General features: G+C 48.7%; 12 protein-coding genes. 5 read left to right on the forward strand and 7 right to left on the reverse strand.

From position 1 onward, the window contains the following. Positions 1-16: 16 nt before the first annotated feature. Complete coding sequence (locus C7B65_RS27660) at positions 17-178, reverse strand: hypothetical protein (protein ID WP_181314339.1); 162 nt, start codon at positions 176-178, stop codon at positions 17-19. A 52-nt stretch (positions 179-230) separates the two neighbouring features. After that, positions 231-449, reverse strand: coding sequence for a hypothetical protein (locus C7B65_RS05795; RefSeq protein ID WP_073070635.1), 219 nt, complete (start codon positions 447-449; stop codon positions 231-233). A 700-nt stretch (positions 450-1,149) separates the two neighbouring features. Here C7B65_RS05795 and C7B65_RS05800 point away from each other — a divergent pair. Further along, positions 1,150-1,350 carry a DUF1830 domain-containing protein gene (locus C7B65_RS05800; RefSeq protein WP_073070636.1) on the forward strand — a complete coding sequence of 67 codons (201 nt, stop codon included), beginning with the start codon at positions 1,150-1,152 and terminating at the stop codon, positions 1,348-1,350. A gap of 202 nt (positions 1,351-1,552) precedes the next feature. Here C7B65_RS05800 and C7B65_RS05805 read toward each other — a convergent pair whose 3' ends face one another. Together C7B65_RS05805 and C7B65_RS05810 are read right to left on the reverse strand one after the other, a co-directional pair. After that, the gene (locus C7B65_RS05805; RefSeq protein WP_181314340.1) at positions 1,553-3,793 is read right to left on the reverse strand and encodes an ATP-binding protein; all 2,241 of its coding nucleotides are present in this window, start codon (positions 3,791-3,793) and stop codon (positions 1,553-1,555) included. A 48-nt stretch (positions 3,794-3,841) separates the two neighbouring features. After that, the gene (locus C7B65_RS05810) at positions 3,842-4,876 is read right to left on the reverse strand and encodes a chemotaxis protein CheB (RefSeq protein WP_073070637.1); all 1,035 of its coding nucleotides are present in this window, start codon (positions 4,874-4,876) and stop codon (positions 3,842-3,844) included. A gap of 177 nt (positions 4,877-5,053) precedes the next feature. Here C7B65_RS05810 and C7B65_RS05815 point away from each other — a divergent pair, with 177 nt between their 5' ends. The 3 genes from C7B65_RS05815 to ftsH4 all read left to right on the forward strand — a co-directional run bounded on the left by C7B65_RS05815 (position 5,054) and on the right by ftsH4 (position 8,332). Next, positions 5,054-5,455, forward strand: a complete 402-nt coding sequence (locus tag C7B65_RS05815) for a fasciclin domain-containing protein (RefSeq protein WP_073070638.1) — start codon at positions 5,054-5,056, stop codon at positions 5,453-5,455. Positions 5,456-5,589: 134 nt separating this feature from the next. Further along, the gene (locus tag C7B65_RS05820; RefSeq protein ID WP_181314341.1) at positions 5,590-6,180 is read left to right on the forward strand and encodes a LabA-like NYN domain-containing protein; all 591 of its coding nucleotides are present in this window, start codon (positions 5,590-5,592) and stop codon (positions 6,178-6,180) included. Between the two features lie 265 nt (positions 6,181-6,445). After that, entirely contained in the window at positions 6,446-8,332 is a 1,887-nt protein-coding gene (gene ftsH4, locus C7B65_RS05825; protein WP_073070639.1) for an ATP-dependent zinc metalloprotease FtsH, read from the forward strand. A 366-nt stretch (positions 8,333-8,698) separates the two neighbouring features. Here ftsH4 and C7B65_RS05835 read toward each other — a convergent pair whose 3' ends face one another. Together C7B65_RS05835 and C7B65_RS05840 are read right to left on the reverse strand one after the other, a co-directional pair. Continuing rightward, positions 8,699-8,899 (reverse strand): chlorophyll a/b-binding protein, encoded by a 201-nt coding sequence (locus tag C7B65_RS05835; protein WP_073070641.1) that lies wholly within the window; start codon positions 8,897-8,899, stop codon positions 8,699-8,701. A gap of 84 nt (positions 8,900-8,983) precedes the next feature. Beyond that, the gene (locus tag C7B65_RS05840) at positions 8,984-13,189 is read right to left on the reverse strand and encodes a chemotaxis protein CheB (protein WP_083582798.1); all 4,206 of its coding nucleotides are present in this window, start codon (positions 13,187-13,189) and stop codon (positions 8,984-8,986) included. Between the two features lie 294 nt (positions 13,190-13,483). Between C7B65_RS05840 and C7B65_RS05845 the strand changes: the two genes are divergently transcribed. Beyond that, positions 13,484-14,524 carry a C39 family peptidase gene (locus C7B65_RS05845; protein ID WP_083582799.1) on the forward strand — a complete coding sequence of 347 codons (1,041 nt, stop codon included), beginning with the start codon at positions 13,484-13,486 and terminating at the stop codon, positions 14,522-14,524. Between the two features lie 115 nt (positions 14,525-14,639). On the opposite strand, the gene C7B65_RS05850 is transcribed toward C7B65_RS05845, so the two are convergent. Further along, positions 14,640-16,382 carry an alpha/beta hydrolase gene (locus C7B65_RS05850; protein WP_181314342.1) on the reverse strand — a complete coding sequence of 581 codons (1,743 nt, stop codon included), beginning with the start codon at positions 16,380-16,382 and terminating at the stop codon, positions 14,640-14,642. Between the last annotated feature and the right edge of the window lie 587 nt (positions 16,383-16,969).

Below are 16,969 nucleotides of genomic sequence, written 5' to 3' on the forward strand. Positions count from 1 at the left end.
AATCGAAGTCAAATTTCTATAGCAGAGTCGGTAAACCTACGATCGTGCCTGCAACACCGCTCCAGATACAGAAACGTTTAACATCAGACTCAGCCAATGCTGTGCCCATTTGCTCTAGCGATATCAAGAGCCAGATAAGCACCGTCAGGCAAAACAAAACATATTGCAGAACAGACATCAAGAGTGCCTCCAATTTGTTGTACGAAACGTGAATCAACCTAGCCTTTAAATCACGCTGTCCGCAAGTCTGCCTCGTTGAGAAATAACATCGTTTCTGCACCCACTCTGCCAAAGTCAGGTTCTAGCCCCAACGCCATTTCAATGAGATAAGTCCAGTTTCCAGATTCAGGTTTATAGCTTTTTACAATTCCTTCTCCACCCACAAAGCTAACCAATTGTGCATGACGAAACTTAGGCAACTTAGACACTCCAATACAGATTGCAGTCATGAGAAAATTCCTTCAATCAGGTTCAATTTTTTCTACTTTAGCGGCTTTCTACTAAAGTAGAAAGCCGCTAAATTTTTTTGTATCTTTCTGAATAGAGAAGTTAAACATTTTCTACAACTTTTGAATGTTTTAGTTGAATTTGTATAACTTATACGCAACTAAAACATTGACTCAAACATGATCTTTAACAGTCATACTTTATAATCATTTCTGTCGAATAGAGAGACCTCAATGGGCATCCAAAAAAGTATTCAAATTGACTCGCCTGATGAAATCGCTGGAGCAGGGATTGCCTCACTTTTTGGTGAATCGATCTAATCAACAGCTTTACGAGGCTTCATGGCGGCTCAAACAGGAAATCGAGGGCGATAACACCTCGCTGCTTCAGCAACTCAGAATTACGCAGATGGAAGCTTTATCAAAGCATCAGATGAGTTTGTCAAGTGGAGTCACAGCTATTTGCAGTCAACCGAGAATGTCTATAACAGTGAGTCGAGCTATGCTCAGTAGACATATTTATCCTTGCTGCTCAAACGTGCTACTTCGTCATGTGCGTTCAAGACAGATTTACTGGCGTTGTGGACATTGCTATCAAGACATGCCCGTTTAGAAAACGAACACGTCTTTATACAAACGATATTTAAAGTCGCTCTACAAGATTCAATACAATGACTCAAATTCTAGATAGGTTGTCTACTGAGTGTGCCGATCGCATTCTCTGTGCTACATCAATGACACTCACAAGATTAAAGTCCCCCGGATCATAAATATCTCAAACTGGTACTTTGAGCGCGTTATTTTTCCAGGAGAAACGCTTTTGTTTGAAGCGCTGCCAAAGGCTCAGTTAGAGATTTATACCACGATATTTTCTAGGGTCGCTCTAGTCGAAATTACGGCTTGAGAGCGTTTGGTTATCAAAGATTCTCAAGTTAACGTCAGTTCGACGAGTTTTTTCGCTTCGTTCTCAGCGGCTTCTGCCCCCTAAATCCCCCATTCTGGGGGACTTCAAGCCAAAATTCCGGTTCAAAGTCCCCCAGTTTTGGGGGATTTAGGGGGCTTCTCGAATTCACAACCAGGCAAACCATTTCTGTCGAACTGATTGTTTAAAGCGGCGGCTGTGGCAAGCGTAGCGTAAAGCAACTGCCTTCGGTGCTGGATCGTAGCGTAATCTCACCGCCGTGGAGTTGTGCCAGTTTTTGAGAGAGCGCCAGTCCCAATCCGGTGCCCTCGTAGTTGCGATCGAGCTTGCTGTCAATCTGCTGAAAGGGTTGAAACAGCAGCGCTTGGTCTGATGGGGAAATGCCGATGCCAGTGTCGCTCACGGCAAACTCAATGTCGTCACCAGATTGGCTGACTCGCAGCGTCACCGAACCCGACTCAGTAAATTTGATGGCGTTTGACAACAGATTGACCAAAATTTGTTTCAAGCGGCGTTTATCGGCAATGCAGGTTGTCACATCTAAACCAAGGATGAGGATGAGTTCTAGACCTCGATCGGCTGCCCGCTCTTGCATCAAGTCTGAGCAAGACTGACACACTTCTGTGACTGAGATCGTTTCTAGCTCTAGTTCTTCTCGCCCTGCTTCAATTCTCGCGAGATCTAAAATCTCGTTGATCAGACTCAACAGATGATGACCAGAGGCAGAAATCGTTTCGAGATATTGTCGCTGTTTGTCGGTCAGCGAACCAAATAGCTGTTTCAGCAAAACGCTAGAAAACCCCAGAATGCTGGTCAACGGCGTTCTCAGTTCGTGACTCATGTTGGCCAAAAACTCACTCTTGGCACAATTGGCAGCTTCTGCAATCAACTGCTGCTCTTCAAAGGCTTGAGTCCGTTTGTGGACAAGTTGCTCAAGGTTTTGATAGCTGTGAGCATTGTGGAGCGCGATCGCTGCATTTTCAGAAATTTGTTCTAGCAAGCGAATTTCATCGGGACTAAAGGTGCGGTGAACGGTTGTAGTGTGTAGAGACAGAGTGCCATAGAACTTGTTGTGGATCAGGATGGGCACCCGAACGATCGAAAGAGTCTGCGATTGCTTGATCAAGTCACTCCGAGTTTGGGAGCGAAAACAATCGGCATAGTTGAATGCCTGAAATGGCTCGTGCTGCCAGACATCGGCATCGGGGTCAGTGCGATCGAACCACTCTGATAACGGTAAGCTCCCTCCTAGCATGGAGCAAACTTGCGGGGTGACTCGCCACTCTTCAACCACTTCGACCTTTTCTGCTCCAATCTGCCAAATCACGGCTCGATCGACCTTTAAGTTTTCTCCGGTCAGCCGCACAATTTCTTGCAGCACTCGGTCTGGCTCAAGCTGAGAATTGAGCGATCGACTGATGTGATGGAGTAATTCTTCCTGCCGCGCCTTTTGTTGAATGCAGTGATAAACTTGCATCCGTCTGGTGATGATTGCGCCTAGCAGCAGAGCCGTCTGGGAGATGGTCAGCATATAGAACTGGACTTTTGCGAGATCGAAGCCTAGCTGAGGGGCTTGTGATTGCAAAGACTCTATATAACCAAACCCCGAATTGATCATCAAAATGCTGATCGTGGCGGCGGGCAGCCCATAACGCACCGTCAGCCAGAGCATGGGCAAAAAACTAACATAAGCAAAACTGGGGTTGCCATTGATGCGTATCCCAAACCCCACCCAAATTCCCAGCAACAGGGCGCTGGCTTCTGCGGTTCGTTCTAGCCACACCCGTAGCGTCAGATCAGGCAATCGAAATCGCCGCTGTGAAATCACTGATCGCAGCCAGGGCACCACGCAAACCAAGAGAAACGGGGCTAGAGATGCAATGCCAATGCTGTCTCCGATCCAAAAATGCAGCGTATAGATTTTCCAATCTGACCAGGAAACTGTCCCTGCGATCGCCAGGTTAGCCACCGCCAGCACAGCCAGCACCAGCGGTGTAATCAGCGTGGCGATGAGCACAAACCGCAGCACATCTCGGAACCGATTGAGGCTAGGATCAATTCGTAGACAACGGCTGAGAAAAACATTCGCGCCGCCATAAACTCCAGCGGTGAGTAGCGCGTAGATCAGTCCATAAAACCAAGGAATGTTAATGGGGGGAACAAACCAAACATCAATCAGCGAAGTGAGAAAAAGTGCTGGCAGATAGCGCAAGCCAAACACCTGTAGCAGAACAAAGTTGAGCGCAGGCGGTGGGTAAAACAACGAAACTTCTGGAGCGGTTTCAAAGATCAGAGATGCTCGGTCTAATGCCAGCCAACTGAGCGTGTAGACCCCGACGATCGCGATCGATCGCGCCGACGCTACAAGCCGTCGTGTCAACCTGCTCGATCGCACCTTTTGTTCTTTCACCTGTCTATCAGTCACAACCTGACCTGACAATCATCAGCAAAGCTGACCGTTCCACTTGTCAATTTACTCAGAAGGTTCTTCCTCTGCTTCAGCAATGGTTCGTTTTGTAGCAAAGCCGTCGAGAATGATGCCTCGAATGAGTGTCACTTCATCATCCAGGCTTTTGGCGTGATCTTCGTATTTTGTTGCCGCGTTCTGTAAATTGTAGGTTTTCATTCGCTCAGACATTTGACGCGAGAACGTGACTTTCTCCTCCATGGCCCGAACAGCCGACCACAAAGCATTTTCAATATTCTGAGTTTGCTCTGACAGAAACACATTAGCCGTGAAAGAGTGCCCGATGTGACAGCGAAACCGCAACGGCTCTTCTGTGCCAATTTGCCAGATGCTGCCGTTGCATTCAGGGCAGGTGTAAGTCGTCCGAGTCCCGATCGCTTCTACATTCTTTAGAAACTCCTGGGTATTCATCTCCTGCTCAGCAATCTTAGATTCGACTTCAATTTCTTCAGTCACGGCGGGTTCCTCCTCGGCGACGAGTTGCGACAACTGCACTAGCCTGTCTGGAATTTCTGCAAGCGGCAGGCAGTGATCGACCTTCACATATCGCAAAGCACTCTTGACCATGCTGGGATATTCTGCCTCGTTTGGGTCTTGGACGATCGCCACTCCGCCCCGTTTCTTGACCGCCTGTAGCCCCACAGTGCCATCATCTAGATAGCCAGTCAGCACTACACCCACCACTCTTGAACCATAAGCACGGGCGGCAGAACGAAATAACGCATCGATCGCGGGTCGAAATCGGTTTTCTTGAGGCCCGCGCACTACGCGCATCGCGCCTTGATTGACCAACAGGTGATAATCGGGCGGCGCAACATAGATTCGCCCTTTTTGAATTGACTCTCCATCTGCCGGGTGAGATGCCGGGAGAGCGCTCACGTCTGCAAGAATTTTAGGAAGAAGGCTGGGCTTATCGGCTGCGAGATGCTGAACAATAAAAAGCACAGCATCGATATCAGCAGGCAGCGCCCCCACGATCGCGCCTAGTGCTTTAAGTCCACCTGCCGAAGTTCCAATCACAATAATGTCGTGTCCAGGCATAAATTCCTTTTCTAAATGAATGAAAGCAGCCCAACCCCATCATCTATGTCTTTTGAATGGTTTAGCTCAACTTATACAACGATCGAGCAACTATGACATTAACTAAGACCTGATCTTCAACAGCAGGGTGTAAAGCTATTTGTTGTTCACAGACATTCTAAAACGGGACTAAACAAGATGGCTGACATTGTTGATACTGCTGTTAAAGCGGGTTCTTTCAATACCCTAGTGGCTGCGGTGAAGGCGGCTGGCTTAGTCGAGACGCTTAAAGGCACGGGCCCATTCACTGTGTTTGCGCCCAGTGATGAAGCGTTCGCAAAACTACCAGCAGGCACCGTAGACGGGTTGCTCAAGGACATCCCTAAGCTCAAGAAAATTTTGACCTATCACGTTGTCTCTGGCAAAGTGATGGCGGCCGATGTGGTGAAGCTGAAATCAGCAAAAACGGTGGAAGGTTCAGAGGTGAAAATTGACGCGACTAATGGAGTCAAAATCAATTCTTCGACTGTCACAACAGCCGATGTTGCGGCTGATAATGGCGTTATTCACATCATTGACACTGTGCTGATGCCAGCATAAGCGATCGTCTCTGGGGCTATGGCATGCCATCCGACGGGGCAAGGTATGCCATGCCCTCATACAGATCTGTCACACTCACAAATCAGATTGATATTAAACATTCACTTTTCACAACAAAGTAAGGGATACAAATTGTGTCGCACTACATCAACGAATCTGAGAGTATATTTTCACCAAGGCAATGTCTTGAAAACCGCGGTCGGGTTGCCATTTTTATTGATGGATCTAACCTGTTCTACGCCGCGCTGCACCTAGAAATTGAAATTGATTACACTAAGCTACTTCGTTATTTAACGGCAGACTCTCGTCTACTGCGCTCCTTCTTTTACACTGGAGTCGATCGCAGCAACGAAAAGCAGCAGGGCTTTCTGCTGTGGATGAGCCGCAATGGCTATCGCGTCATCTCTAAAGATTTAGTACACCTCCCCAATGGCTCCACAAAAGCCAACTTAGACATTGAAATTGCGGTCGATATGATGTCGTTGGTTAAATCTTACGATACTGCCGTGTTATTGAGTGGCGATGGCGATCTGACTTATGCAGTCAATGCCATGAGTTACCAAGGGGTGCGGATTGAAGTGGTCAGTTTGCGATCGATGACCAGCGACAGTTTGATTAACGTTGCCGATCGCTACACTGATCTCGACACCATCAAAGAAAACATTCAAAAGATTCCGCGCCGCTCTACTGCCCAGTGTCTAGAGTCAGTTTATCAAACGATTTAGATGACGAGTAGACGATGTGAGACTTTCCTAAAACCGCTCAAAAGCAGCCCTCACCCTAGCCCTCTCCCGCAGGAGAGGGAACTAGAAATCGCTTCAAAGCCCCTCTCCTGCGGGAGAGGGGTTTGGGGTGAGGGTTCTTAGTCGCACATCGCGTGATCAGTTCGATATCTACTTGTTCTATAGGGACGATCGAGTCCTTCCTTTAGTCAACTTGTAATTCAAGCTACAAAACTCTAACGTTAAGCCAGAAGTATTCGTGACACTTATGGCAATTAAAGAAAAACCAACCCCGTCTCGTCCTCGCTTAATCGCGAATATCCTACTAGCCGTATCGGGCGTATTCCTCCTCGTGAACTTGTTTTTGCCAAATTTGTTTGGCGCTCAGGTTCCGGCTGTGCCCTACAGTCTGTTCATTCACCAAGTGCAAGAAGGAGAAGTCAACCAAGCTGCGATCGGTCAAAATCAGATTCAGTATCAACTGAAAACGGAGAATGATACTCCTGGGCAAGTGTTTACAACGACTCCCATCTTTGACTTAGAGTTACCCAAACTTTTAGAACAAAAAGGCGTTGAGTTTGCGGCAACGCCACCTTCTAGAAATGGCTGGTTTACGAGTCTGCTCGGTTGGGTGATTCCACCACTGATTTTTGTAGCGATTTGGCAGTTCTTTCTAGCACGGAGCGCAGGTGGGCCACAGGGCGCACTGTCGATCGGCAAAAGCAAAGCCAAAGTCTACGTCGAAGGTGAATCTGAAAAAATTACGTTTGCGGATGTTGCAGGCGTAGAAGAAGCGAAAACCGAGTTAGTTGAGATTGTTGATTTTCTTAAAACTCCGGCACGCTATATTGCGATCGGCGCTCGGATTCCCAAAGGCGTATTGTTAGTCGGCCCGCCCGGAACCGGAAAAACGCTCTTAGCAAAGGCCGTTGCGGGAGAAGCGGGTGTGCCATTCTTCAGTATTTCGGGTTCTGAATTTGTAGAACTGTTTGTGGGTGTGGGTTCTTCACGAGTTCGCGATCTGTTTGAGCAGGCGAAAAAGCAGGCTCCTTGTATTGTGTTTATTGATGAACTCGATGCGATCGGCAGATCTCGCAGCAGCAACGGCATGTATGGCGGGAATGATGAGCGAGAACAAACGCTCAATCAACTGCTCACAGAAATGGATGGATTTGCGGCAACTGATGCCACTGTGATTGTCTTAGCTGCAACAAACCGTCCTGAAGTTTTAGACCCAGCGCTCTTGCGTCCCGGTCGGTTTGATCGTCAAGTGTTGGTCGATCGTCCTGATCTGGCGGGTCGTGATGCCATTCTCAAGATTCATGCTCAAAAAGTGAAGTTGGGCCCCGATGTCGATCTCAGGGCGATCGCAACTCGCACACCCGGTTTTGCCGGAGCCGATCTTGCCAACTTGGTGAACGAAGCTGCACTTTTAGCGGCTCGAAATCAGCGTCAGACCGTGGCTCAAGAAGACTTTGCCGAAGCGATCGAGCGAGTAGTTGCTGGGCTTGAGAAGAAGAGTCGCGTGCTCAACGAAACCGAGAAAAAGATAGTAGCCTATCACGAAGTTGGTCATGCTTTAGTTGGAGCATTAATGCCGGGAAGTGGTCGAGTCGAAAAGATCTCGATCGTGCCACGAGGCATGGCAGCGCTAGGCTACACGTTACAACTGCCCACTGAAGATCGCTTCTTGTTGAATGAAACTGAATTGCGGGGTCAGATTGCGACGCTGTTAGGGGGACGATCGGCTGAAGAAGTGATTTTTGGCAGCATCACGACGGGCGCTTCTAACGATTTGCAACGCGCAACCGACTTAGCCGAGCGAATGGTGACAACTTACGGCATGAGTAAAGTGTTGGGCCCATTAGCCTATCAGCAAGGACAACAAGCAATGTTTTTGGGTGATAGTGCGCCCAACCCTAGACGAATGGTGAGCGAAGACACGGCAAAGGCGATCGATATCGAAGTCAAAGAGATTGTAGATACAGCACATGAACATGCGCTCGCTATTCTGCGGCAAAATCAAGAATTGCTGGAAACGATCGCGTCTCAACTGCTCGAAACCGAAGTGATTGAAGGCACAACACTACACGATCTGTTAGGCAAAGTCCAATCTCCAAGCCAAGTTACTGCCTCGCGAGAAGTTGCTGTCTGACACCAATCTGATTGAGTGCCATGCCCCTACAAAGAAGGCACGGTGTAGGGGCGACATGTCGTACCCTCTTACTCTATTTGAACGTGAACTCGACGACTTCGTTACGAGTCCATCGCGCCCCCTAAGTCCCCCAAATTGGGGGACTTCAAGCCAAAATTTCCGGTTCAAAGTCCCCCAGAATGGGGGATTTAGGGGGCAGAAGTCGCTGACAACGCAGCGACCCCCCACCGAACTGACGTTAATTAAACTAAATCGATCGGTCTTGCAAGACTGCAATCAACAAAAGCCCCTTCCCAAAGATTGTTGGAAAGGAGCTTACTATTTGAACAAAATTTCGTTGTTTCTGACAATGAAAAAATTCTAATGTTAGTTAACTAAGTGTAGAAGATCCCGTAGAACGCTAACTCCTGACAAGTCCCATAACAGGTAAGCAACAAAGCCGATCATGGCTAAACGACCGTTCCACAATTCGGCTTGAGGGTTGAAACCAAAAAGGAAAGCGTTACGATCGACACCATTATATTCTTTAGCAGTAGAAGGTAGGTCAGTCGTTTTGTTAGTCTGCATTGGTAACATTCCTTAATGACTTGTTACCTTTCATAATATTTGCAGACTTTGCTTTTACCGTCCGCCTTTAGAGGCATCTGTGAACTATTGGGTTAAATCCACGATCGCCAACACCAGTTGAGCTAAATCGATTGGTTTTCCAATATGAGTCTGAAACCCAGCGTCGATCGCCATTTGCTGCTCTCGATCGCTGACATAGGCAGTGATTGCCGCAGCCGGAATCTGTCCCCCAGCTTCCGCACCCAGCCGCCTCACTTGACGAATCAGAGAAAACCCGTCTTCTTCTGGCATCCCGATATCGGCTAAGAGCACATCATATCTGCCAGGAGCTTCAGTCAGAGCCGCGATCGCCTCCCTAACCGAAGTAACCACAGTGACTTCTGCCCCCTCTTCTTCCAACATATATTTCATCAGGTCGAGGCTATCTACATCGTCATCGACCGCCAAAATCGATAAGCCTGCTAGAGAGGGCACCGTCTGGCTCACGATATTCAATTCCTCCGCGGTAGGTTCTAGCTGACTTGGCAGTGTCTCTGGCAGCATCGATCGCAGGGGCAGCCTCACAATCACCGTGGTTCCTTGCCCTTCGCCGGGGCTTTCTGCTTGCACCGTGCCGCCGTGGAGTTCCACAATATGCCGGACGATCGACAACCCTAAACCCAAACCCTGCTTACCTTTAGTCGTGCTGGAATCGCCTTGACGAAAGCGATCGAACACGTAGGGCAATATCTCTGCTCGAATGCCTTGCCCAGTATCACTGACTCGAATTTCGGCATGAGTTTGCACTGGTTCTAATGTGATTTCCACTTGTCCGTCAGTGGGCGTAAATTTAACGGCGTTAGAAAGGAGATTCCACAGCACTTGCTGTAATCGATCGACATCGCCCACGATCATTGCAGAAGTTAGCTGCGAAACGATTTGAATCGATTTCGCTTCGGCAGAGAGTTGGATAGACGAGATCGCGGCATTCACGACCAAAACTAGATCAACCCGATGCGAGTTGAGGTGCAGCTTGCCGCTGGTGATTCGTGAAATATCCAGCATGTCTTCGATCAGTTGAGATTGTGCCCTAGCACTCCGCTCGATCGTTTCTAGGGCACGGGTGACGGCTGCCTCGCCTAGCTTGTGGGTGCGGAGGATTTGCGCCCAGCCCAGCATCGCATTCAATGGGTTGCGAAGTTCATGCGAGAGGTTGGATAAAAATTCGTCTTTCGCGCGATTGGCAGCCTCCGCCTCTTGACGGGCTAGTTGTTCTTGGGTTAGCAGATGCGATCGCTCAATCTCAAACTGCTTGCGATCGGTGATGTCTTCGATCGCCAGCAAGATCCGTTGAGTATCCCCGGCTTCAATCATCTTTAACGCGTTCAGCAGCATAGTTTTCTGCCCAATTCGCTCAAAATTATGCTCGACCTCGAAGTTTTGCAAGATCGTATTGTTGGCAAAAATATCTTCTAGGAGCGATCGCAGTCTGGGTCGGTTCCACTGCCCGTTGCCCAGATCGAAAATCAGCGATCGCGCGGTTTCGTTCGGCTCAACCTCAAACGTTTCGTAGAACGATCGATTGGCTTGGTTCACCCGGAAGTCAGACTCCAGCACGAGTAGCGGAACTTGCACGGTTTCTACGATCGCTTCTGCATAGTTCCGAGCTTCTTTTAGCGTGGCCGCACTGCGCTTGAGGGCATCAATATCGAGCAACACCAACACTACGCCATCAATCTGGTTTTGAGCGGTGCGATAAGGGCGAATGCGGAGCGTATACCAATGTCCGCCTTGAGTCTGCACGTCTAGCTCCTTGACGTTGAGCGTTTCTAGCACCTCCAACATCAATGGCTCTAGGTCGGGAACATTGAGATTGGCTCTGATATCGCTGAGGGGTCGCCCAGCATCGGTGGGAATGAAGTTGAATAACCGCTGCGCCATCGGCGTAAACCGTCGAATTCGTAAGTCGTGGGTCAACATCAAAATCGGGATGTTAATGCTGGCAAGCAAATTGGTCAGATCATTGTTGACCTGGTGCAATTCTGAATTGCGGCTGCGAAGTTCTTCGTTAGTGGTGTTAAGTTCTTCGTTGGTTGCCTGAATTTCTTCTTTGGCAGTTTCTAACTCCTCGTTCGTGCTTTGCAGTTCTTCATTGCTCGACAAAATTTCTTCATTGGCAACTTTGAGGTCTTGAGTCACATACTCCTGCTCTTGAATGACTGCCTGCAAATACTCCTGAGTTGCTAATTGTTCTTGAGTTGCGGCGGCGAGTTCCTGCCGCAGCCGCGCATTCTCCTGCTCTAAATCTCCCTGCTGGCTTTCTAGATCGACAGGACTAAGGCTACTGGCTAGTAGAGCGTCTTCAAACAGCACTAAAAAGCGGTATTCTTCAGCAGTCGGAACTTTAAAGGGAATCACCTGAAGATTGACCATTCTGGATTGCTCGCCCTCTTTTAGGTGAAGTCCGTTCTTGATCACTGGCATCTCTTGCCGTTGCGCTTGATAAATGGCGGCACGTAGCTCGACCAGCAAGCCATCACGCACTAGGTTGAATAGGTTGAAGTTGGCGATTCCAGAAACCAGTTTTAGGTAGCGATCGATGTCTCCCCGCAGTTGCAGCACCTGCATCTGGTTGTCAATCACGACCCCGATCGGCGCGTAGCGATTAGCGATCAGTTGATCAACCTTTTTCTGCAAATCAAACCCTTCGGTCGGAGCCTGTATCGGCTGACTCTCTCTCACCCTAGCGATCGGATAGCGGCTGGGGGTAAATGAAAAGGTGGAACGCGTCGCGGTTAGCTTCTTGGCATAAATTCTGCTCTTTCTCTCGACTAAAGTAAACAATTCTGAAGATTGACCCGTGCTTTCTGACGTGCCGAGCAGCAAAAAGCCAGTCGAGTTAAGGCTGTAATGGAAGATCGGCATGATCCGCTTTTGCAGCGAGTCGCTCAAATAAATCAGGACATTGCGGCAGCTAATTAGATCGAGATTAGAAAACGGCGGATCGCTGCCCAAGTTTTGACGGGCAAACACGCAGAGTTCTCGCACTGCCTTGGTGATTTGGCAGCCACCGTGTTCAAGGGCATGAAAGAATCGGCGGCGCTCTGGTGAAACCTCCACCATTTGATTTTCTTGATAAATGCCCGATCGCGCTTTGTTGATCGCTGACTCGCTGATATCGGTCGCAAAAATCTGGATCGGCGGCTGAGTGGCGTGATCTGCCAAAAACTCTAGCAGGCAAATGGCGATCGAATAGACCTCCTCGCCCGTCGAACAGCCTGCGACCCAAATCCGAATTGGAGAATCTGCCGACTTATTTCGCACGATCGTGGGGAAGACTTGCGTTTTTAGCAACTCAAAGGCTTCGGGATCGCGAAAAAAGCTGGTGACGTGGATCAAGATTTCTTCAGACAGGGCTGTGATCTCAGCCGGATTTGCTTGCAGATATGCGGCATAGTCCTCTGGCTGTTCCAGTTTACATAACAGCATTCGTCGATGAATCCGACGATCGAGCGTGTTGGGCTTATAGTGGCTAAAATCAACCCCTGTGGTCGATCGTAGCAGCGCAAAAATCGTCGCCAGGGCATCTCCTGGTTGGGGCGACTCCTCAGTCGAGATTAGCGGCAGTGGACGCTCCAGCATGGGATTGCGACTAAGATTCACTAGTTCTTCGGCAATCTTTTCGGGCGGCAACACAAAATCGACATTCCCGGTGGCAACGGCGGTGTTAGGCATACTGTCGAATCTTGCGGTGCTTTCACACTGGGCAAACGTTACGCCCCCGGCTGCCTTGATCGCCTTCAGCCCCAGAGAACCGTCTCCATCTGACCCTGATAAAACGACAGCGATCGCTTTATGCCCGCGATCGGCTGCCAACGAAGCAAAAAAGGCATCTCCTGGCATATATTTGCCAAACACCTTCTCGCGAGGCGACAGTTGCAGCATCCCTTGAGACAAAATCATCTTGGTGTTGGGCGGAATCACATAGACCTGGTTTGGCTCCACCTTCATGTCGTTTTCCACCTGGTGCACTGGCAGTTGCGTCGCTCTGCTGAGGATCTCTCTTAATAAACTCTCATGATCCGGCGCTAAATGCTGAATCAGCACAAACGCCATGCCCGTATCAGTGGGCAGATGGCTGAGTAGCTGCGTAAAAGCTTCCAAACCTCCCGCAGATGCGGCAACCCCGACGATCGGAAAGGACGCTTCGATCGCGCTTTGCTGCATCAAGTCAAACGGTTCTTGTGACGCTTGTGCTTGCGCGTCTCCAGAATTAGAGAACGGTTGCTGAGAGGGGGGGTTAGAAGTCATAGAATAAAGCCTATCACTACCAAAAATTAGCAACTGAGTTTTTTCCTCTAGGTTGCTGATCTGCGTATACCAAATAAAACGTAAATAGGACTTTTAGTACAAGGCTCTTAAGGATGAAAAAGCTGCTCAAATTGCCTAGAAGACCCTCCTCGCAAAGCTCTCGCCAACTCTTCTCCCCCAGGAGAAGGGAGCAAGATTCAAAGTCCCTCTCCCCAGGGAAGCGGGATTTAGGGTGAGGGCAGTTCGCATCATCTTACATTTGATCAAGTCTGTCTACTTACTAGGAGAGTGTTGATGGCAATCCAGCTAAAAGTGACTCAAAGCACCATTTTCAAGCAGACAACCGAACAGTCATCCCAAATTCCCGACGAGGATAAAGTTGCGATCGCCGCTGGTAAAAGCTTTGACGTGCACTCCTGGAAACTAGTTGACCAAAACCACATCAGCATTGCACTGCTGAAAGATTTTCTGGGCAATCCACCGCGCAACACCTGGTATGCTCACATCCCAGACATTCAACTGATTAAGCCTGCCAGCCTAAAAGTGACTCAAAACACGATTTTCAAGCAGTCTACCGCCGATTCTTCACAGGTTACAGCCCCGTATAAAGTGGCCGTTGCCGCTGGGCAGGTGTTTAATCTCCAGTCGTGGGCAACCGCCAACAATAACCATTTCAAAATCACGTTAGCGTCTGGCTCTTTGGGTGATCCACCTCGGAACACTTGGTATGTCTATGCGCCCCACATGCAGTTTATCAATCAGCAACCCCAGACTATTGCGATCGATCAACCGCCACCTCCGTCGGGTGGGCTACCTCGCACAAAGCAGCTTAACGTGCCGCACAAAAGCCAGCTTGACAATGCTCTCAACCCGACTGGAGCCTGCAACGTCACCTCTTTGGCCATGGTGATCGCGTATTTTCAAATCAAAGGCTCAACGGGTGTGGGGCAACTGGAAGATGAAATCTATGCCCACATGGAAGATCGGGGGTTGGTGCGTGGCAACCCCGAAGACTTATCCCAGACGGCGTATGATTATGGCTTAATCGATGACTTTACCTACCGAGGCAGTTTGTTTGACATTCGTAAGGCGATCGCCGAAGGTCGTCCTTGCATCATTCACGGAAATTTCACTAGTTTTGGTCACATCATTGTGGTGCGCGGCTATGACCCGTATGGTTTTTTTGTCAATGATCCCTACGGCGAATGGACATCTTCTGGCTATCGCACCGACCTTTCTGGTGAGAATCTCCACTATTCCAACACCCTGATCCAGAGTAAATGTTCTCCTGAAGGCGAAGATTATATTTGGCTGCATCGGTTTGCCAAGCGTTAATGAATCTGGCTATAAACTAATGAACTTGCCCTCACCCTAGCCCTCTCCCAGAGGAGAGAGAATAAGATTTCTAGCCATCCTTCAGGAGAGGGTTGGGTGTGAGGGTCATTCATGATTACTTGTTGACTACTAAACCCGTTACTGGGGCAGGGAAGAATGGAACAGGGGGTGGAGATCCATAAGCTTGTTCGAGTTGGGCAGGAGTCAACGATCGTACTAGATCAACCTGAATTGGTTTTTGGCTGATTGCCTGTGCATATGAGGCAGACAAATAGGTTTGATACTCAGGATGTTGAGCGACGTATGTTTGCATAAACGCTAAACTTAGTGCCCGGATATAGTCTCGCGTTAAGGCTGGATCAGGGCCAGCAAACAGAATATCTCGTTGAGTTAGTGGCTGATTTTGCTTACCTCTCTCCCCCTGGTCTGCCGCTGTGTGACCTGCTGGAACCATTGATACCAGGTATTTTTTCTGAGTTTTCAACCATAGAAATGGGTGAATTTGTTCAGATACCGCACCTGTCAAAAAATCGTGGCTGGCGCTGACTAGCATCGTGGGAACTTGAATTCTGCTCATTTCTTCTGGCCCAAACACAATGCTAGTGAGAGGATTGATCGAAATGACCGCTTTGATACGAGGATCGCTAAGATTGCTCTCAGTTGCAGGAAGTTGCGAACTTAGGCATTGCAAATAGATTGAAAGATTGATGCGGGGTTTGTTGATCGCGCAGTCCTGAACTACCCGCGCCATATTAAGCCGTGCGCCTGCTAGGGCTAAAGCGGTATAGCCACCGAAAGAGTGTCCAATTACGCCAACATTTTGTAGGTTGAAACGCCCTTTTAGCGTCGGGTCTGATTGAGTTAATTGTTCCAACTCATCCAGCGTTTGTTTAATGTCTAAAGGGCGTTCAACAAAATCAGCCGGGTCAACATTGGTGTTGATTAAACCTGCAAGTAACGCCTTTTTGATAGCTTTCCCACTGCCCACATGTTCCGGTATCGCAACCACAAATCCGTAAGAGGCTAAATGTTCACCTAAATAGCTAAACCCAGTGGGCGTGGAACCCATTCCATGAGAGATGGCAACAATGGGCGCAGGTTGAGACGTGCCTTCAGGGATGTATAGCTCAACTTTGAACCGACGATTCACCCGATTCCCCTCAAGCGATCGCACGGGACGCTCTAGCTGTAAGGTGCGCCGACTAACCTGAAACGGCCCCGGTTTTCGGGGATCGGGTAATTGCGAAGCCGCTAGTTTCGGCTCAGTTGCTGCTTCGGCTTGCGCTGCTTGGGCGATCGCGGTCGTCGCTGCCTTTTTATAATCCACAAGCGTGAGCAAAATCTGCTGGACTGTTTGAAGATCGGTAAAATTAATTAGAACTCTTTTTGTTGGATAGTTCCGCAAGAGATCGATGAGGGTATAACTCTGAGATTTGTGAGCAGACAAAATCCAGGCAGCCCGAATGGCGTGAAATCCGTTAACCCCTGCCTCCGTTTTTACCAGTTGCCCCAAGCGTTGCAGAAAATCTTCTGAAATCGGAGCATAAGTCAATTGAGAAGTGGTTGTCAACGACAGATCGCCGTGGAGTTGCAACAGTTTACGCAACTGAACCATTCCCTTAGCCCCAACAAACCGAGCATAAAATCTTAGTTCACTGTCCACTTTGCCAGTTTCAGCAAAGGTTTGCAGAGAATTAACCGACAGCGAGAGTTTCAATGGCCCGTAAATGATATATAGTTTCTCAGCGCTGAGAGCGGGTTTGGGTTTCAGCGCGATCGGCACCATCACCAACCCAGTACAGCAAAGAATTAAAAAGAGGCGCAGTATTAAACGATTACGACGTGCCGCTTTAGACATAAGACCTATAAACCCGAAAGGCAAAGATTCTATAGCTTGTTTAATCTCAACAGTGCTTTGTTGCATGGATCAGAGAGATGAGGACTGGATTTGAGGCAGCAAAGCTGCATCGCCTCACATGATAAGACAAACAAGTAAGAAACTTATAGGAAGGGTTGCAGTCGTCTTTTATCTCGCAATCTGACTCACTGGAGTGTTTGACTTAAACGGTTTTGCGATCGCATTAGTTAGGTTAGTGAGTCAAGCGTAAGGAACGTGGATTTATTAAGGTGTAACTTCTAGCCCTCTCCCTAAGGAGCTACGGTGTACACCAATCTTTGTCGCTGCGTTTGGGTCGGCTTCAGCCCCCTAAATCCCCCATTCTGGGGGACTTTGAGCTAAGACTCTGGTTTCAAAGTCCCTCACTCGTGGGGGATTTAGGGGGCAAAAGCCTCGGCGATGACAAATCAGAGGACTTTTACAGGTTATTTAATCCACGATCCTAAGTAGGTTGATAGTGGGCAAAACTTAAGGGCGAAACCAGCAATTCGAGAAGCAAATCGAACAGCTCAATTTGTCCAGAATTCTTGTCTGCGGTTCTGGATGGA

This window comes from Phormidesmis priestleyi ULC007, from assembly GCF_003003695.1.
GTDB lineage: Bacteria > Cyanobacteriota > Cyanobacteriia > Leptolyngbyales > Leptolyngbyaceae > Phormidesmis_A > Phormidesmis_A priestleyi_A.